The sequence below is a fragment of the Cloacibacterium normanense genome (assembly GCF_003860565.1).
Lineage (GTDB): Bacteria > Bacteroidota > Bacteroidia > Flavobacteriales > Weeksellaceae > Cloacibacterium > Cloacibacterium normanense.
This window is the reverse complement of sequence record NZ_CP034157.1, coordinates 1010797-1029968: the sequence shown is the minus strand read 5'-3', so window position 1 is coordinate 1029968 and position 19172 is coordinate 1010797. Positions and strand designations below refer to the sequence as shown.

General features: G+C 32.7%; 18 protein-coding genes. 10 read left to right on the top strand and 8 right to left on the bottom strand.

Going from position 1 to position 19172, the window contains the following annotated elements:
* Position 1: 1 nt before the first annotated feature.
* The 4 genes from EB819_RS04715 (at position 2) to EB819_RS04700 (ending at position 3074) form a co-directional block, all read left to right on the top strand.
* Positions 2–904 (top strand): IS3 family transposase, encoded by a 903-nt coding sequence (locus EB819_RS04715; RefSeq protein ID WP_069798746.1) that lies wholly within the window; start codon positions 2–4, stop codon positions 902–904.
* A 282-nt stretch (positions 905–1186) separates the two neighbouring features.
* On the top strand, positions 1187–1660 hold the full coding sequence (locus EB819_RS04710) for a Dps family protein (RefSeq protein ID WP_069798488.1): 474 nt from the start codon (positions 1187–1189) through the stop codon (positions 1658–1660).
* Positions 1661–1676: 16 nt separating this feature from the next.
* Positions 1677–1841 (top strand): phosphatidate cytidylyltransferase, encoded by a 165-nt coding sequence (locus tag EB819_RS04705; RefSeq protein ID WP_069798525.1) that lies wholly within the window; start codon positions 1677–1679, stop codon positions 1839–1841.
* 30 nt (positions 1842–1871) lie between these two features.
* Positions 1872–3074 (top strand): NAD(P)/FAD-dependent oxidoreductase, encoded by a 1203-nt coding sequence (locus EB819_RS04700; RefSeq protein WP_069798486.1) that lies wholly within the window; start codon positions 1872–1874, stop codon positions 3072–3074.
* Between the two features lie 130 nt (positions 3075–3204).
* On the opposite strand, the gene EB819_RS04695 is transcribed toward EB819_RS04700, so the two are convergent.
* Positions 3205–3735 (bottom strand): lipocalin family protein, encoded by a 531-nt coding sequence (locus EB819_RS04695; RefSeq protein WP_069798485.1) that lies wholly within the window; start codon positions 3733–3735, stop codon positions 3205–3207.
* A 225-nt stretch (positions 3736–3960) separates the two neighbouring features.
* Between EB819_RS04695 and pruA the strand changes: the two genes are divergently transcribed.
* The gene (gene pruA, locus EB819_RS04690; protein ID WP_069798483.1) at positions 3961–5586 is read left to right on the top strand and encodes an L-glutamate gamma-semialdehyde dehydrogenase; all 1626 of its coding nucleotides are present in this window, start codon (positions 3961–3963) and stop codon (positions 5584–5586) included.
* Positions 5587–5832: 246 nt separating this feature from the next.
* Here the strand turns inward: pruA and EB819_RS04685 are convergent, their stop codons facing one another.
* Together EB819_RS04685 and EB819_RS04680 are read right to left on the bottom strand one after the other, a co-directional pair.
* Positions 5833–7101: an OmpP1/FadL family transporter gene (locus tag EB819_RS04685; RefSeq protein ID WP_069798481.1), complete on the bottom strand. Its 1269-nt coding sequence runs from the start codon at positions 7099–7101 to the stop codon at positions 5833–5835.
* Positions 7102–7351: 250 nt separating this feature from the next.
* Positions 7352–8152: a class I SAM-dependent methyltransferase gene (locus EB819_RS04680; RefSeq protein WP_069798479.1), complete on the bottom strand. Its 801-nt coding sequence runs from the start codon at positions 8150–8152 to the stop codon at positions 7352–7354.
* 141 nt (positions 8153–8293) lie between these two features.
* On the opposite strand from EB819_RS04680, the gene EB819_RS04675 reads away from it, so the two are divergent.
* Positions 8294–8575 carry a YtxH domain-containing protein gene (locus tag EB819_RS04675; RefSeq protein ID WP_069798477.1) on the top strand — a complete coding sequence of 94 codons (282 nt, stop codon included), beginning with the start codon at positions 8294–8296 and terminating at the stop codon, positions 8573–8575.
* A gap of 30 nt (positions 8576–8605) precedes the next feature.
* Here the strand turns inward: EB819_RS04675 and hisS are convergent, their stop codons facing one another.
* The 3 genes from hisS to EB819_RS04660 form a co-directional block, all read right to left on the bottom strand.
* Positions 8606–9949, bottom strand: a complete 1344-nt coding sequence (gene hisS, locus EB819_RS04670) for a histidine--tRNA ligase (protein WP_069798475.1) — start codon at positions 9947–9949, stop codon at positions 8606–8608.
* Between the two features lie 82 nt (positions 9950–10031).
* The gene (locus tag EB819_RS04665; protein WP_069798473.1) at positions 10032–10529 is read right to left on the bottom strand and encodes a GNAT family N-acetyltransferase; all 498 of its coding nucleotides are present in this window, start codon (positions 10527–10529) and stop codon (positions 10032–10034) included.
* A 552-nt stretch (positions 10530–11081) separates the two neighbouring features.
* Positions 11082–11411 (bottom strand): single-stranded DNA-binding protein, encoded by a 330-nt coding sequence (locus tag EB819_RS04660; protein ID WP_069798470.1) that lies wholly within the window; start codon positions 11409–11411, stop codon positions 11082–11084.
* A 217-nt stretch (positions 11412–11628) separates the two neighbouring features.
* Here EB819_RS04660 and EB819_RS04655 point away from each other — a divergent pair, with 217 nt between their 5' ends.
* The 4 genes from EB819_RS04655 to EB819_RS04640 all read left to right on the top strand — a co-directional run bounded on the left by EB819_RS04655 (position 11629) and on the right by EB819_RS04640 (position 17572).
* Positions 11629–12261, top strand: a complete 633-nt coding sequence (locus EB819_RS04655) for a hypothetical protein (protein WP_069798468.1) — start codon at positions 11629–11631, stop codon at positions 12259–12261.
* Between the two features lie 125 nt (positions 12262–12386).
* A complete protein-coding gene (locus EB819_RS04650; RefSeq protein WP_124878665.1) occupies positions 12387–13040 on the top strand; it encodes a hypothetical protein in 654 nt (217 codons plus the stop codon).
* A gap of 106 nt (positions 13041–13146) precedes the next feature.
* On the top strand, positions 13147–13500 hold the full coding sequence (locus EB819_RS04645) for a DUF2116 family Zn-ribbon domain-containing protein (RefSeq protein WP_069798464.1): 354 nt from the start codon (positions 13147–13149) through the stop codon (positions 13498–13500).
* Between the two features lie 25 nt (positions 13501–13525).
* Entirely contained in the window at positions 13526–17572 is a 4047-nt protein-coding gene (locus EB819_RS04640) for a DUF7948 domain-containing protein (protein ID WP_069798462.1), read from the top strand.
* A gap of 30 nt (positions 17573–17602) precedes the next feature.
* Here EB819_RS04640 and EB819_RS04635 read toward each other — a convergent pair whose 3' ends face one another.
* Both EB819_RS04635 and EB819_RS04630 read right to left on the bottom strand, forming a co-directional pair.
* Positions 17603–18439, bottom strand: coding sequence for a CvfB family protein (locus tag EB819_RS04635; protein WP_069798460.1), 837 nt, complete (start codon positions 18437–18439; stop codon positions 17603–17605).
* A gap of 41 nt (positions 18440–18480) precedes the next feature.
* A complete protein-coding gene (locus EB819_RS04630) occupies positions 18481–18915 on the bottom strand; it encodes a VOC family protein (RefSeq protein ID WP_069798457.1) in 435 nt (144 codons plus the stop codon).
* Positions 18916–19172: the final 257 nt, after the last annotated feature.

Genomic DNA, 19172 nt, shown 5'->3' with positions numbered 1-19172 from the left:
AATGAAAGAATTCTATCCTAAATTGGGAATAGGGTTCTTGTGTAGATTGTTTGGCAAAACAAGACATGCCTATTACGATGGGCTTTGGCGAAAAGAAAACAGTCTGATAAAAGAAGACATAATCCTTCAAGAAGTTCGTACTATTCGTCGGGATCTGCCACAAGTAGGGACCCGTAAACTACACTATATGCTTCAAAATCAACTAAAATCTCATGCCATCAGTTTTGGCAGAGACTATTTATTTGATTTATTGGCAGCGCATCAATTGTTGATTAGAAAACGGAAACGTAAAGTCATAACAACAGATTCAAGACATTGGATGCGAAAATACAGTAATCTCATCAAAGGAATGGTCATAAATCGGCCAGAACAAGTATGGGTAAGTGATATTACCTATATCCGATTAACCCATCAATGGGGCTATTTGAGTTTAATTACCGATGCCTATTCTCGAAAAATTATGGGCTACAGTTTTCGTCAAGACCTATCGGCAGAAGGATGTATTGATGCTTTGAAAATGGCACTTCATAATCGATTGTATCATCATCCTCTCATACATCATTCCGATAGAGGTTCGCAATACTGTTCCCAGAATTATGTAGATTTATTATTAAAAAATAATATTGCCATCAGTATGACAGAAAATGGTAATCCTTATGAAAACGCATTAGCAGAAAGAGTAAATGGCATTATAAAGAAAGAATTTAATCTTTATACAAGCGCATTAGGTTTTGAACAAACGAAGAGACAGGTGAATGCAAGCATTTTGTCATATAACCAACTCAGGCCTCATGCAAGTTGTGATTATTTAACCCCTCATCAAGCCCATCTAAAATCTGAACAATTAAAGAAAAGATGGAAAAAATACAATAAAAAATTTAATGATAAAAAAACAATGGTATAGTAAATTTAGGATTAAGAATTATATTTGTATAACTAAAATAGGATTTATTAAATAACCTGTATAGTTATTTTAGGACGACACATATCCCCCGCTTCTCCCTAGATAAAGCATAGATAAAGCATAGATAGTGTATGAAATATGTCGGTGAGAAGTATTTGATGTCGGGGAACAATACGATACAGATGACCTCTAAATCTTATAACAAATGGTCATGATATTATAACTCCTTCAACTTCATTGTATTCTATTTTTGTATCAATATCAATACAAAATATAATCATTATGAAAGTAGACATCGGCATCAGTGCCGCAAACCTCAAGAAAGTATGTGATAACCTAAACGTTGTTTTAGCAGATGGCAATGTGTTATACTTAAAACTCAGAAAATTTCATTGGAATCTGAAAGGACCAGACTTCATGCAATTTCACCGCCTCTTCGAAGAACAGTATGAGGCAATAGAAAAAGCCATTGATGAAGTAGCCGAACGCATCTCTACGCTTGGCGGAATGGCAGTAGGTACTACTATAGAGTTTGCAGAACTCTCAAAGCTAAAAGAAAGTCCCGGAAAATGCCCATCTCCTCTGGAAATGGCAAAAGAACTTTTGCAAGACCATGAGAGTATTGTAAAATCTCTCAGAACTTCCATAGACGACTGTGAAGAAAAATATGAAGACAAAGGAACCGCAGATTTTTTAACCGGGTTAATGCAAGACCATGAAAAAATGGCTTGGCAACTTAGACAATATTTCGTTTAACCTAAAATTTTACCCTATGAAAAAGTATATCTTATCCACCGTAGCTTTATTTTTATTGACCTTATTGACGAGTTGTGAAGCGGTAGAAACCGTTTTCAAAGCAGGAATGTATTGGGGATTTTTCTTAATTGCCTTTGTGGTAGTTGTTATATTTTGGCTATTCTCAAGAGGAAAGAAATAAACTCATTGCAAACACTTAAACACAAATGATATGAGACTAAGAACCTTTGAATCTTTTTGGCTGCTCAAAAACGGCTTACTCTACACCTATCCTACTTTACAAAAAAATATAAAAACAGAAATTTTGGTGATTGGTGGCGGTATTACTGGCGCTCTAATTTCTGATGCATTAATGGATGCAGGTTATGAAGTAACTCTCATCGACAGACGAGACATCGGACAAGGAAGCACGAGTGCTACTACCAGCATGTTGCAATACGAAATAGATGAACCATTAAAAGATTTAGCAAAGAAAATTGGCGAAGAAGCTGCTGCACTTTGTTATCAAGAAGGCATCACTGCTATTCAAGATTTAGAACAATTGGTGAAAACCAAAAAATTAAATTGTGGTTTCCAAATGAAGAAATCCCTTTATATTGCGCACAATAAAACCGCTGCAAAAGAACTTTATCAGGAATTTGAAATTAGAAAAAAACATCAACTGGGCGTAAAATGGTTAGAGCCAGATGCCATTAAAAAAACTTATGGTATTGTTTCTCAGGGTGGCATTCTAAGTGATACTGCAGCCAGTGTAGATGCATATCAAATGGCGCATGAACTTATCGCTTTTAATGTAAAAAGAGGGATGAAAGTTTTTGACCAAACCGAAATTAAAAGCATTCAAGATCAAGGTAAATTTCCGAAAGTCATTACTCAAGAAAATTATACCATCAATGCTCAAAAAATAGTTTTCTGCACTGGTTTTGAATCTTTGAATTTACTCAAAGAAAAAGTTGCCGATTTGATTTATACTTACGCAACCGTGAGTGAACCCACGCAGACCTATAATAAACGTCTAGAAAAGATTTTGATTTGGGACACGCAAGATCCTTATCTGTATATGAGAACTACGGATGATGGTAGATTTTTAGTTGGCGGCGAAGATTCTGTGTATGTAGACACCATACTTCAACAAAATATTAAAGAAGAAAAAAGCAAAATGCTCATTAAAAAACTCAAGAAAACCTTACCCGATTTAGACTTCATCGAAGATATTTCTTGGGGTGGAATTTTCGGAACCACCAAAGATGGTTTGCCTTATATTGGGGAATCTCCAGAATACAAAAACTGTTTGTTTTGCTTAGGTTTTGGTGGAAATGGAATTACCTTTTCTGCACAAGGAAGAAAAATTATCGTTGACCTTTTACAAAAAAAAGAAAATACTTTAGCCCAATATTATCGATTTGGGAGATAGGTAAAGGTTGAGGTAAAGGTAAAGGTTGAGGTAAAGGTTGAGGTAAAGGTTGAGGTAAAGGTTGAGGTTAATATTAAAGTCAAGAAAAACTCGAGTTCTAGTCTCGAGTTTTTTTTTATTGAAATGACTTTTAGTCTTTGTTGTGATTTACCCAGATGAGTTTTGAAACATCGAAACCGTCTTTTTTGGCTTTTTCAATGAATCTTTTTTTGGTGGCTTCGTCTATGGTCTTCGTTCTTGATAGAATCCACATGTATTCTGTAGAATTACCATAAATCAAAGCATTCTGATAATTTTCGTCAATATCTACTACGTTATATCCGCCATAAAATGGGCCAAAGAAAGAAACTTTGAGTCTCGCTTCAGATTCAGAGCCTACAAATTTAGCTTTTCCTTCGGCAGAATCCCATTCTTTTTTTACATAGTTGTAGCCTTGGTTCAGTACTTTGATGCTTCCATCTGGATTGATAGAATATTGCGCTGTAGTATTGTCTAAATTTCTTTCAAAACGGAAATCAAACCTAGCGATTTCATACCATTTGCCTAGATATTTGTCTTTGTTAAAGTTTTGTACCGCCGTTACTCCATCTGGAATTCCTACACATGAAGTAAAAATGGTGGCTACTACTGCCATGATGGCAATTCCTTTTATGATTTTCATTGTCTTTATTTAACTACAAATTTCGGTTAAATCAGTGAAGCAAAATTATAGAATTGTGGGAAATGTTTTTATTTTATTTGTCTATTAGACTTATTTTCTAGTAGTTCCATAAAATGTAACCGAAGTGTTTTGGTGGGTGAAGGTTTATATTGTATTTTTGTAGGATATGAATAAGAACTGTTTCTTATCTTCATCAACAAATTAAAATCTAAAATTTAAAAGTATATGTCATTCGCAATTTCGCAAGTTCCTACTCCTAAAAACGAACCTGTAAGAAGCTATGCTCCTGGTTCTGCAGAAATTAAATCCCTGATTGCTACTTACCAAAAAATGTGGTCAGAAGAAGTAGAAATCCCTATGGTTATTGACGGAAAAGAAGTGAAAACTGGTGAAAAGGTATCACTACACTCTCCTCAAGATCATCAACACACGTTAGGATATTACCACAAAGGAAATAAACAACATGTAGATGATGCCATCAATTCATGTCTGAAAGCAAGAGCAGAATGGGCTAATTTACCATGGGAGCAACGTGCTTCAATTTTCTTAAAAGCGGCTGATTTATTGGCTGGTCCTTACAGAGATAAAATCAACGCTGCTACGATGATTGGTCAAAGTAAAAATGCAATGCAGGCAGAAATAGATTCAGCTTGTGAAGCGATAGATTTCTTACGTTTTAACGTGCAATTTATGACGGAATTATATTCTGAACAACCGGTTTCTGATGCAGGTATCTGGAACAGAGCAGAATATAGACCATTAGAAGGTTTTACGTATGCGATTACGCCATTTAACTTTACCGCAATTTCTCTTAACTTGCCAACTTCTATGGCGATGATGGGAAATGTAGTGGTTTGGAAACCATCTGCTACACAGATTTATTCTGCTAAGGTTATTATGGATGTATTGATAGAAGCGGGTTTACCAGCAGGTGTTATCAACATGGTTTTCTCTGGTGGTGCAGAAACTTCTAAGCAAATTCTAGAACACCCAGATTTCTCTGGAATCCATTTTACAGGTTCTACAGAAGTTTTCCAATCGTTATGGAGACAAATCGGCGAAAATATTCATAAATATAAAACTTACCCTAGAATTGTAGGAGAAACTGGCGGTAAAGACTTTGTAGTAGCCCATCCTTCTGCTGTTCCTAGTCAAGTTGCTACTGCTTTGGTAAGAGGTGCTTTCGAATATCAAGGTCAAAAATGTTCTGCTGCTTCTAGAGCTTACGTTCCGCAATCACTTTGGGGAGAAGTAAAAAGAATTATGGGAGAACAATTGGCTGAAATTAAAATGGGAAGTCCAGAAGATCCTTCTAATTTCGTAAATGCGGTAATTGATAAAGCTTCATTTGAAAAATGCAAAGGCTACATCGAAAGAGCTCAAAATGCGAATGATGCAGAAGTAATCTTCGGTGGTGGTTGTGATGACAGCAAAGGTTGGTTTGTACAACCTACCGTTATTCAAGCCAAAAATCCTCACTACGAAAGTATGGAAGAAGAAATCTTTGGCCCAATTCTTACCATTTATGTATATGAAGACCAAGATTGGAAAGCTACGCTACAATTAGTAGATGAAACTTCTCCTTATGCATTAACAGGCGCTGTATTTGCTCAAGACAGATATGCGATTAACGAGGCGACTAAAGCCTTAGAAAATGCAGCTGGAAACTTCTACATCAATGATAAACCGACAGGTGCTGTAGTTGGTCAACAACCTTTTGGTGGAGCGAGAGCTTCTGGAACCAATGACAAAGCAGGTTCTAAAATGAATCTTCTTCGTTGGGTTTCTGCAAGAAGTATCAAAGAAAACTTCTTATCTCCTACCGATTACAAGTATCCGTTCTTAGGTTAAGAATTATTTCAATATCATAAAAAACGCCTCTCAAAGTATTTTGAGAGGCGTTTCCTTTTCATCATTTGTGTTTTCTCCTTTCGGAGAGAAAATAAGTTCATTTTCTGAGGACAAAGTTATCATTTGTTAATTAGATTTCAAAATGAAATACATGTACTTCTCTAAATATTACCACTAATTGAATAAAAAGTACAAAAAACTCTCCACCTTTTATAGTGGAGAGTTCAAGTCAAATTAATATATTTTTTAAAATTTGAAATCTACTCCTATTTGAGCCATAGAAGTGGTCATTTCATACGCCACAGTACTTCCTGGAATTGCTCCATAAGGATTAGATGGTGATGCCATCATAGGATTAAGTAATGCTCCAGAAGTTTTGCCATCACTCGCTCCATAATGGTAATTGGCATTGATGGTGAATTTGTCGTTTAATTTATATCCTACCCCTATTTCGTATGCATCTCTAATGATAGCAGAAGCTGGAACAGAGAACATTGTCAATTCTGGATTAATAGGATTAGAACTGTAAGTATATCCTAATCTAATTGGCATTTTTTCAATGGCTTTGATTTGAATGCCGGCAGAAATTACATCGATGCTTTCCCATCCGAAACCTTTTACAGCGCCATAATTGCTCCATCCGTTGGCTAAGAAACCTTCTGTATTAGCATAGTCTACATATCTGTAATCTAAAGCCAAATCAAATAAACGATGAGAATAACCACCACCTACTGAATAAATCGCAGGGTAATTCATCGTAAATTTGTTTTCTCCTTTAGTATTGTCTAGATAAGTGTTTTCAAATTTAAATTCATTAAAATATACCGGTGATTTATAAGATAAACCGAGTTTAAAACCATTGTTGGTTTTGTAATACATACCTACTTGTGCTCCAAAACCAATTGCAGAAGCATTATCAGAATTAGGATAACCTGCAGTCATGCTTGGATTAGCCAATGGATTAGGATGAATTTTTAGAGCAGAATAATTTACATTAGGCTGTATGGCCATAGAGAAATTTTCATTGAATTTATAAGCATAAGCAAAACCAACTTGCATCAGCATATAATTAGATTCTACTTTACCAAAACCACCATATTGTTGAGACATGAGAATAGGATTGGTGGTGCTTTCTGGATATTCTACACCAAAACCACTCACTCCGAAAACAGAAATACCAAATTTATGATGAGGATTTTTACCAAAAGTTACTGCAACAGTAGGCATGATAGAGTTGGCTTTTTCGTCTTTAGTCACTCCAGACATTGGTCCATAAGAAGAAGATATTTCTGGGTTAGACATAAATAAACCAGCATTTACAGAAACGGTATTTCCATTAAAATCTGTAATTCCCGCAGGATTCCACTGTAACGCACCGCTAATGTCAATAGGTTGACCAGTTGCTGCACCACCCATACTCATATTTACTGAACCTATACCTTGCATAAGATGACCTACTTGAGCCATCATAACTCCTGAACATAATACACCAAGAGTAATAATAATTCTTTTCATAAAGTTATTTTTTGTTTCATAAAGTTACGACGGGTTATATTACTGATTTTAAAATACTTACTGTCATTTGTCATGTTCAGTAAAAACTACCACTTGCTGAATAATTATTACCATTTGTAAGGATGCATAAAAACACAAAAAAAACCTCTCGCTTTCACGAGAGGCACATTTTTTCATAGGTTTTTCATTAATCATATCGATTATGAAACAAATATAGAAAATATTTGTAAAAATCAAAACAAAATAATCATTAATTTGAAAATTCCTTATTCATCGCCTTTATAGAGAAGACTAAAGGCACTTTTTTATCAAATTTACTGATTCTATACTTCCCTTTTTCTACTTCTACGGTGTGTTTAAAACATGCATACGGTGACCAATCGTATTCTAGAAATTGTTTAATCTCTATATTTTGGTTGATTAAACTTTGAAAAACTTCAGAAAGCGCATGATTCCACATGACATATTCTTGGGAAATATTGGCTTCTCTATCTGCATAAGTTCCTTCGTAGGTTTCTACAATGGATTCTGTAGATTGGTAATCATAAGCAATTTTGGTAAAATCATCATCAAACATCCAAATGACAGGATGAAACTCTACCATGATGAATTCGCCATTGGGTTTAAGAAAATGCTGAATCACTTTTGCCCATTTTTCTAAATCTGGCAACCAACCAATCACGCCATAACTGGTAAAAACGATGTCAAATTTCTCCTCTAAAACATTTGGTAAATCATACACATTAGATTCTATAAATTTGACATCAACTCCACATTTTTCGGCCAATATTCTGGCTTCAACAATGGCTTTGTCTGATAAATCTACTGCAGTAACTTCGGCTCCCATTCTCGCCAAAGAAATAGAATCTTGACCAAAATGACATTGCAAATGCAGAATTTTCTTTCCTTTAATATCTCCTAAAAGTTCTAATTCTGGCTCATTAAGAGAAGTTCGTCCTGCAATAAATTCTTCTACAAAATAGAAATCAGATTTTAGGTGATAATCTACTTTGGCGTTCCAAGAATTTTTATTGATATTGATATAATCCATTGTTTTTTAATTTGTTCAAAGATAAATTAAATACGTAAAAACTATAACGTTTTAATTTAATTTTGTAACTTTAATGGGTGATAATACAATAATTTTGTAATCACAACAACCAAACAATATTAATCACTAAATACCAAAATTATGAAAAACAGTTCTAAACTATTGGCACTTTTAGGTCTTGGAGCACTAGCTTTTTGGAGATATAAAAAAGCAACTCCTGAAGAAAAACAAAAAGTTAAGGACCTATTGAATAACGCAAAAGACAACCTTACCAAATACGGTAATGATTTAAAATCTAAGGCTGAGGAATTAAAAGACAAAGCCGAAGAAAAATTCAATGATTTAAAATCTCAAGCGGAAACCAAAATGGAAGAAGCAAAAGAAGTAGTTGAAGAAAAAGTAGAAAACGCTCCACAAGCATAAACAAAAAAGCCATCTTTACGATGGCTTTTTTTATGATAAGAACTCTTCAATTTTCATTGTTTTTTGTTCACCTGAAGTTAAATTTTTAATGGTGATATTTCCTTCCGCAATTTCTTGTTCACCAAGGAAAATAAGGTTTTCTATGCCTTTCTTTTCGGCGTAGGTAAATTGTTTTTTCAGTTTGGCACTTTCAGGATAGATTTCTGCAGCGATTCCCTTCTCACGAAGTTTTGCTAAAACCTTCATGGCTTCTGCAGCTTCTTTTTCACCATAATTGGCAAAAAGATATTCTATTTTTCTTTCAGAATTTTGTGGGAAAAGATTCAGTTCTTCTATCACGAGATAAATTCTATCTAAGCCAAAAGAAATCCCAATTCCTGGAACATTTTTCACCCCGAAAACTTCGGTAAGGTTGTTGTATCTACCACCACCACCAATAGAACCCATTTCTACACCTTGCGCTTTCACTTCGAAAATAGCACCTGTATAATAATCTAAACCACGCGCCAAAGTGATGTTGAACACCAATTCATCTTCAATTCCTAAATTTTTACAGTTTTCTAAAACAAATTCCAGTTCTTCTACTCCATTTTTACCTATTTCTACATTTTCAAAATTGGTTTTAAGAATTTCTAAAACTTCAGATTGAGGTTTATTTTCGAAAAGAAAAGACAATTTTTCTATCGCTTCATCAGAAATATTTTTCTCTTGAAGTTCTTTCACTACACCATCTTTCCCGATTTTATCTAATTTATCCAAAGCCACGGTAAAATCAATCAATTGCTCAGAAATGTTGGCAAATTCTGCTAATCCAGAAAGGATTTTACGATTGTTGATATGGATTTTTACAGGAATTTGTAATTCTTTGAAAGACTTTAAATACAATTGAACCAATTCTACTTCCTGCCAAAGACTTTCTGAACCAACTACATCTGCATCGCACTGATAAAACTCTCTGAAACGTCCTTTTTGAGGTCTGTCTGCTCTCCAAACTGGTTGAATCTGATAACGTTTAAAAGGAAAAGTAAGCGTTCCTTGATTCATGGCTACAAAACGTGCAAAAGGAACGGTTAAATCATATCTTAAAGCTTTCTCTGAAATCTGAGCGATGAGTTTTTGAGAGTTTTTAGCATTCCAATCTTCGTCTTTTGTTTTCGCAGCATAGTCTCCAGAATTGAGGATTTTAAAAATCAATCGGTCTCCTTCTTCTCCGTATTTCCCCGTCAAAGTTGATAAATTTTCAAAACTTGGCGTTTCCAAAGGTTGGAATCCGAAGAGTTCAAAATTCTTCTGTAAAGTATTGATAATATATTTTCTACGGTAAACTTCCTGCGCTGTAAAATCTCTGGTTCCTTTCGCTAAACTTGGCTTCATTTTTTATGAGTAATTGGTAATGAGTAATAAGTAATCTGAAAATTTATGCAAAAATAACGATTTTAAAACAATTACTCATTGCTTATTGTTCATTGCTCATTTCTTTCAGCATCCAAAGATTGCAACCATCATGACCTGTATTTCCCAGTGGTTGATTCAGGTATTGGAAACCTTGTTTTTCGTAAATGGAAACAGCGGTAGAAAACTCGGGAATGCTTTCTAAATATATCTGCGAATATCCCAATTCTTGAGCGGTTTCTATGGTTTTTTCTAATAATAATCTGCCAATTCCTTTTCCTCTTCCTTCATTAGAAATGTAGAATTTCACAAGTTCTGTACAACCTTTCGGTAGATTTTCGGTGGGAAAAATTCCGCAACAACCTACGATTTTATCCTCTGCTTCTGCTACCCAAAGTTGAGATTTAGGCGTTTGAAAAAGCGAATACAAATCATCTGTTGTAGGATCTGTGTAAACAGTTCCTGCAGTACATTTTACTTCGAAATCATGGAAACAACTTCTGATGATTTTGGCTAAAATAGCATTGTCTGATGGTTGAATAGGTCTGATATTGATTTTCATATTTCAAAAATAGTGAAAATTTTTTCTAAATATTTTGATTTCAAAAAAACGCAAAGATTTTATAATTTTATGACTATTGAAAGTAAGCAAAGATTTATTTGCTTTGGCAAATTTATCAAGCTGATATTTACAATTTTTCTAATTTTTTTTGTCATTCTGAATGAAATTTTGTGAAGCATTATGCAATGAAGAATCTAACTCGTAGTATATTATCAAAAATTTTGTAAATAATTCATTTATATCAAAATACGCAAAGGCGCAATTAAAATTTTCATTAAAATTGTTTTTAAGGCGCAAGAAAATCAAAGATTTTCAATTTTAATACAGACGAAGTCTGTGAAAACTTTGCGTCTTAAAAACGCAATCATTTGAAAAAAAATATTTTGCGTCTTTGCGTTTAAATTTTATATAATGACTAGAGCTTAATCTAATTAAAATCAATTAAGATTTTTCGACTCCACTTCGTTGCGCTCAAAATGACAAAAATTTTACAAATAAAAAAAAGCCTTGCCAAAAAATGACAAGGCTGTAATTTCATTTGTGTGTTCTCCTTTATTTAGTTCCTAGAAGCAAGACTTCTTCTACTCTAATTTCGGTGATGTAGCGTTTTTGTCCGTCTTTATCATCATACGTTCTGTAGGTAAGTTTTCCTTCGATGGCAATTTCTTTTCCTTTTTGCACGTATTTTTGAAAAATCTCTGCCGTTTTACCAAAAGCAACCAAATTGTGCCATTGAGTTTCTTCTACTTTTTCGCCAAGAGAATTGGTGTAATAATCGTTGGTTGCTAATGAAACTGTAGCTTTCATTCCTTTTTCGAAATTTACGATTTCTACTTCTTTTCCGGTGTGACCAATAAGCGTCACTTTGTTTCTTAAAGACATAATACTAAATTTTAAATTAAACGTTAGAAACGAGTCGTTCTGTATTCCCCTCGAATCTCTGTGGCAAAGTTGTGACGAAAGCGAAATATTAGTCGGTATTTAGTCATTTATATCCATTTGTAGTCGTTTGTATGAGTTTTTAAAATTGAAAATCAATTATTTATATGTTTTTTAAATTTTTGTGATTATTGTGTATATTTGATTTTCATCAGTAATTATGACAAAACCAACGCTAGTATTACCAAAAACAATAAGATTCCCAGAAGAAAATGAATTTCCTATGAATTCATCTGTATTGGAAAGATTAAGAGAAAGCAAAAATGCGAATATTGTTCCAGGTTATGTTTTTAAGCCTAAAGATGACAATCCTGACAACATTGATTTACCATTTGAATTTTATGCTGAAATAAATATTGATAATCCGCAGCTTTGGAGTTTAATAATTACTTTGTCTGAAGAAACTCTTCCAGAAAACTGTGCTTTAATTTTTGGATATATAGATTCTGAAATCAATTACGGATTTTATGAAAATAAATTTGAAATTTTAAAATATTTAGAAGATTATAAAACGGAGTTAATTCATGACACTTTGTTAATTTGGGGATTAATTTATCATGATAATGAGAATTTAACAGAAATATATGTAGATGAAAGTAAATATCTAAAATATTGGGGAAATAATGAAGAGAAGTTCAGAAATATAATGAATCAATTTAATTTAAGTGAGATTGAGAATCTTGAATTTATTGATGAATATCCAAAAGTTCGAGAAAATATAAATCTTCATTTCGAAAATATTACAGAAACTGGAGAATTAATTGAAACTTTAAGACAGACTTATGTAATATAACTTAAGATAAAATTTTGGGTCAAAAACAAACTCTGAAACATTCTAATTTATATCGAATATTAAAAATCAAAAAAAATTATCCCTTTACAAACGGATTTTTTTATCTTTATTAAAAACTAATTGCTATGAAAACAATTATCAAAATATTTTCACTTTGTTTTATAATGACTTCAATAAGTATTTTTGGATGCAAATGCGAAGACTTAGATATTAAGCAATCATTTAAATATGCTGAGATTGTTTTTATTGGAAAAATAAATGACATTAAAAAAGTTCCTTCAGGTTTTAAAACGCTTCAGAATCAATTAAGTAATGTAAGAATAGGAAAAATTTATAAACTTGATTATTATGATGGTTTATATCTAGAAAATACTTCGGCAACTATATTTTCTTCTCAACTAAGATCTTGTGATTTATTTTTTGACCAAAATAAAGAGTATCTAATATTTGGTTACATAGAACCTGACACAGGATTTATCTATTCAGAATATTGTTTTAAAACTAAACCCTTTTCAGAAGTAACTCAAAAAGATTTAGAATTATTAGAAAAACTAGAGAAAGAGCATGAAATAGAAGTTGAAAAAGCGAATCAAGAGGATAAAGTAATATTTGACTTAAATTATGAAGGAAATGTTCCAAATAAACAGACTGAAAGACAAAAACGAGATATAGACTTACTGATGCATCAAAATGGATTACTCAAAATCTTTCTCTATTCAGTTTTTGCAATATTAATATTCCTCATCTTCATAATTTTTATGAAAAGAAAGCGCAGGTAATAAATTATTTTAAAACTGCGGTATTTAAAAAAATCGAAATAAATCTTTCTTAAAAATATTATCCGTTTACAAACGGATTTTTTTATCTTTACTAAAAACTAATACCATGCAAAACTGTCTAGAATGTGGCGAAAAAATCATGGGCAGAATAGATAAGAAATTCTGCAGTGATGCCTGTAGAAATGCCTATAACAATAAACAGAACAAAGACCAAACCAACCTTATGCGCAATATTAACAATAAACTGCGCAAGAATTTCAAGATTCTCTCTGAACAAAATTTTGTAGAAAACAAAGCCAAAACTACTAGAAATAAACTTTCGGTTGCTGGTTTTGATTTCGAATATTTCACCAATATTAAAACCTATAAAAACGGCGCTCAATATTATTTTGTGTATGATTTTGGGTATAAATTTTTAGAAGAAGATTTTATTCTGATTGTAAGAAAAGAGGAAAATTAGTAGATTTGAAGGTCTAAAATTAACCATGAAAAAAATCTATTTTCTTTTTATATTTTCGTTTTTTATTTCTGTGTTTTCTCAGCAAAAATTGCAATCGCAATCTGATTTTTATTTTTATGAAAACAAAGGTCAAATCATTGACCAAAAGGGAAATGCCAATTCTAAAGTTAAATATTTATTCAATTCTGGTGGACTAAATGTTCAAATCAAAAAAGAAGGATTTTCTTACGACGTTTACGAAGTAGAAAAAACGAAAAAGAAAAAATCTAAAGTCGAAAATTCTTTAACTGCTCTTGATAGAAAACCAAAAGATGAGTTTGACTATAAATTTAAGTTTCATAGAGTGGACATAGACTTTCTAAATGCCAATAAAAACCCTGAAATCATAGCAGAAGGAAAATCTACGGATTATGAAAACTACTACAACATTCCCCATAAACCAGAAGGCGTAACAGAAGTTCACCGTTACCAAAAAATTACTTATAAAAACATCTATCCCAATATAGATTTGGTTTTCTTCAAACCAAAAGATAGTGCTAAAACCATAGAATATAACTTCATCATCCATCCAAAAGGAAAAATTTCTGACATTAAACTCAAATTTAAAGGAGCAAAAACCAAACTCAAAGATGGAAAACTCTCTATGAATCTAAGATTTGGAGAGATGCAAGAAAACATACCGCATTCTTGGATGGAAGAACCTTCTAAAAAAACAGATTTATCTGTTCAGTTCAGGGAAATGGAAAACGGAGTTTTCGGGTTTGCTGCTCCACAAGATTCTTTTGATAAAACAGTGGTTATAGACCCAGTTCCTACAAGGATTTGGGGGACATTTTATTATGGAGATTCCTATTATAGTCGTATAAAAAAAATTAGAGCAGATTACCAGAATAATATTTTTGTAACAACTTGTGTAAGGTATATAAATAATTTTGCAACTACTGGTGCATTTCAATCTTCTGGATATTATTTAGATGAATATGCTAGTTTAACAAAATTCAATCCAGATGGAAGTAGAAATTGGGCAACTCTAATTGGTAATCCTTCAACAATCTACACAAGTGGTGCATTTTCTAGTATTATTAATGACTTTCAAATTAATTCCTCTGGAGAAATTTATATAGTAGGTAATGCTGCGGATGATTTAAGAACAATTCCCAACAATATAACAACTCCAGGATCTCATAAACAATTTGCTTCTATCTCAACTAGAGAAGGAATAATTATGAAATTTAATAATACTGGTCAAAGAATTTGGGGAACTTATTTTGGAGATGATGGGTTTGACGACATCTACTCGCTAAGTCTGGATATGAATGAAGATTTATTTATTGGCGGAAAGGCAAATAGCAAAACCGGAATTGCTACTACGGATGGTTATATTACTTCCCTTGGTAATTGGAATAATGGTTTTTTTGCAAAATTTTCAAAAACAGGAAATCATATTTACGGGAGTTATCTTATAGGACCTGTTTATCATACAGCTGTGGATATTGATAATAATTATTTTATTTCTGGTTGGGTTACTAATTTTTGGAATTCTAATGAAGGTACTGTAGGAACTCATCAACCAAATATAATTGGTAACTATAATTCACTCATTATAAAATTTGATTCTAATTTTAAAAAACAATGGGGAACGTATTATGGCGGAAATCTTTTGTTTCCCGTAAGTGGCGTTCATGATAAAAATAATTTTATATATGGGATTGGAACAGATCGAAATAAAAACATTTACATAGCAGGAAATACTAGTGCAGATGCCAATATTGCTACATCTGGTTCTCATAAAAGTGTTTTTGGAGGAAATGAGAGTGATATTTTTATAGCAAAAATTGATGAAAATGGAAAAAGAATTTGGGGAACATATTATGGTGCAAATACACGTTATGAAGATGTAGTTCTTTCTCTAAATGTAACTAATAATGGAACTGTTTACATATCTGGAACTTCTCATAACTCAACAGATATTTCTACTCCTAATGCTTATTATAAAGATATTGGTAATCATAACGGATTTTTCTCGAAATTTGATACCAACGGTACATTAATTTGGGGAAGTTATTATACACCTAGTTACAGTATTTATTACAAAAACAATTTTATCTATCTTTTTGGAGAAGGACGAACTGTTAATGCTACTTCTGGCGTGTTTATGACACAACCAGAATATGGAACTTCATACTTTGTTAGTAAATTCCAAGATTGCACCAATAATGTTTTTGTGACTTCCAACTCCCCAGTTTGCCCAAACACAGCTATAAAACTTGAAGCTTCTGGCGGAACTTCTTATTCTTGGACTGGACCAAATGGTTTCACTTCTACAGACCAAAATCCAATTATACCGAATGCTACTTCTGCAAATTCTGGAACATATTCTTGTACCATTTCTGGAACTGGCGATTGTGACGGAACTTATACCGTAGAAGTTAAAGTAGAAGACAAAACACCTCCAAATCCAGATATTACAAATTTACCAGATATTACAGGAGACTGTCATACTGTAGTTTCTACTATTCCTACTGCAACAGATAATTGTTCTGGTAAAATTACGGCTACTACTACAGATGCTTTGCAATATTCTATTCCCGGAACTTACAACATCACTTGGAAATACGATGATGAAAACGGAAATACTTTCTCGCAAACTCAAAAAGTAATTATTACTTCTCCTGCTTTACCAACTGCTAGTTCGTCACAAACTTTTTGTGCGATTGATGCTCCAAAAATTTCAGACATTCAGATAACTGGCCATAATATTATTTGGTATGATAACTCTGGAAATGTTTTAAATACTGCAACTCCATTGATTGATGGAACTACTTATTACGCTTCACAAACCATTAATGGTTGCGAAAGTGATAAGATTTCTATTCAAGTAAAAGTAAATGCTACTCCACTTCCTACAGGAAATACAAATCAAGATTTTTGTAATTCCAGAAATGCTCAGATTAAAGATTTGGCTGTAACAGGAACTTCGTTGAAGTTTTATGATAACTTAGGAAATGTCTTGTCTAACACAACTGTTCTTCAAAACAATACATCGTATTTTGTTACACAAACTTTAAATAATTGCGAAAGTCCAAAACTAGAAATTAAAGTCACTTTAACTGCCAATTCACTTCCTGCAAATGATTATCAGTTAACCTTTTGCAATGATACTACCGCCAATTCTAAAACCGAAGATTTAAGAAAATATCAAGAAAATATCATCACAGGTTCTTCAGCTTATATTTTTGAATATTATGACCAAAACAACAATCCAATTGCTGATTTTGCCAATACAAATCTCATCATTGGTTTTAATATTTTCAATGTAAAAGTGAAAAGTGCAGATGGTTGTTGGAAAATGGTTCAATTAAAGCTTCAACTCAATCCAAAACCTGTTGTTAATCTTCCTGTGAATGCAGAATTTTGTAGAGGACTTTCGGTAAATTTAGACGCTGGTTCTGGCTTTAAATCTTATGTTTGGACAAAAGAAGGAACCCCAACTCCTATTTCTAATGCTCAGATTTTAAATGTTTCAGAAGTTGGCAAATACACCGTAGAAGTAACCAATAATTCTGATTGTAAAAATACAAGTTCTACTCTAGTCAATCAATCTATTTTAGCCAATATTTTAAAAGTGGAAATCACGAATAATGATGCGAAAGTTTTACTTTCGGCAAATGGTGATTTCGTTTATTCTTTAGATAATTCAAATTGGCAAAATAACCCAGAATTTACGAATTTAAATAATGGAAGTTATACGGTTTATGTAAAAACAAAATTGGGCTGTATTATTGGCGAAATGAATTTTACCATTTTTGATATTCCGAATACTTTCACTCCTAATTCTGATGGTATAAATGACACTTGGAAAATCACAGGAATGGAAAATTATCTTAACTCAGAAATCACTATTTTAGACAGATTTGGCACTGCTGTTTTGAAAAAAATAATTAATGGTACTTTTGAATGGAACGGACAAATTAATAGCAGAATTTTACCAACTGGAACGTATTGGTATGTTCTGAAAGTTTCAGACGGACGAATTTTACAAGGTTATGTTTTAATTAAAAATAGAAACTAAAAAAGAGCAGAAATTTCTGCTCTTTTTGTTTTATTCTTCGTTGATGAGTCTGATTTTGTCTTCCAGAATTTCTATGACTTGGTCTTTGTATAAACCGCCAATTGCCTTTTTGAAATTCTTTTTACTCATTTGCAGTTCTTGTTTTATTTCTTCTGGTTCTGATTTGTCTGAGAGATAGAGAATTCCGTAATTTTCTTCTAATTTCTGAAGAATTTTTTGTTGAAATTCATCATGATTGTTTTCATAACCTTGTTTTTGAAGGGTAACATCTATTTTACCGTCTTCTCTGATGGTTTTGATGTAGCCTGTTTCTTCAGACAACGGATATAATTTTTTGAAAACATCCGAACTGTAAATTAAGCCCAAATATTTTTTATTTACCACTACATTGAAACCAATTTCTGATTCTCCTGCAATGATAAGATTTACTTCTTCCCCTTTTTTGAAAGGAACATTATCGTAAGATTGATTTCTCTTAAACTTAGTGGTTCCTGTAATTCTGTCTGAAACATCATCTACATAAACGTACACCAAATAACGTTTTCCTTCGAGAATTTTACCTTTTTGTTGCTTGTAAGGAATAAATAAATCTTTGATAATTCCCCAGTCCATAAAAGCGCCACTTGGCAAAGATTGCACGCAAGTCATCACTGCAAACTCTCCTACTTCGCAAAGCGGAATTTCTGTAGTAGCTTTCAAAGCAGAATCATCTTGATACACGAAAACTGATATTTCATCACCTATTTCTGCATTTTCGTCTGCAAAAATTTTAGGCAAAAAAGCTCTTTCACCGGTTTGAGATTCTAAGAAAAGTCCAGAGGTGTTTTTTTCTGCGATTTTTAAAGTTTGAGTTTTTCCTAACTGCATTTTTATAATTGATAATTGGTAAGTTTTGCAAAGGTAAGGTTTTATTTCACAGCATCAAGTAAAGCTTGTATATCAAATTTTATCATTTTCTGAAATGCTTCTACTGCTTTTGGTGCTTTTTCGGCGTCATTCATCATATCAACTAAAATCTTTGGATAGACTTGCCAACACATTCCGAACTGGTCTGTAAGCCAACCGCAAACTTTTTCGTTTCCTCCATTTTTCAGTAAATTTTCCCAATAGTAATCTATTTCTTCTTGTGTTTCGCATTCTATGCAAAAAGAAACGGCTTCATCAAATTTGAAATTCGGGCCGCCATTTAATCCCATGAATTCTCTTCCGTTCAGTTCAAATTTCACGACCATTCCATTATCCGAAAGGATTTTAGAATTAGGGAAAATTTGGCAATAAAAATCTGCAGCTTCTCTGGCTTTTCCATCGTACCAAAGACATGGAAATATAGGTTTTGTAATCATATTTTTAATTTTTTTGAAATGGTGATATTTTAGAATTTTTCACTTTCTCTCGCTGATTTGGCTGATTCAAAAGATTTTTTATTTTCAATCATCTGCAAAATCTGCGCAATCTGCGAGAAACATAAAAATCAAATGTACAAAAAAAAGTTGCAGAAATTTTCTAAATGATAACCGAATTGCAGCCCGAGTTGAGCGGAGCTCTTTTTGTGTAGCGAAGCGAAACAAAAAAGCGGGAGCGGAACGAGGAAATTGCTGCC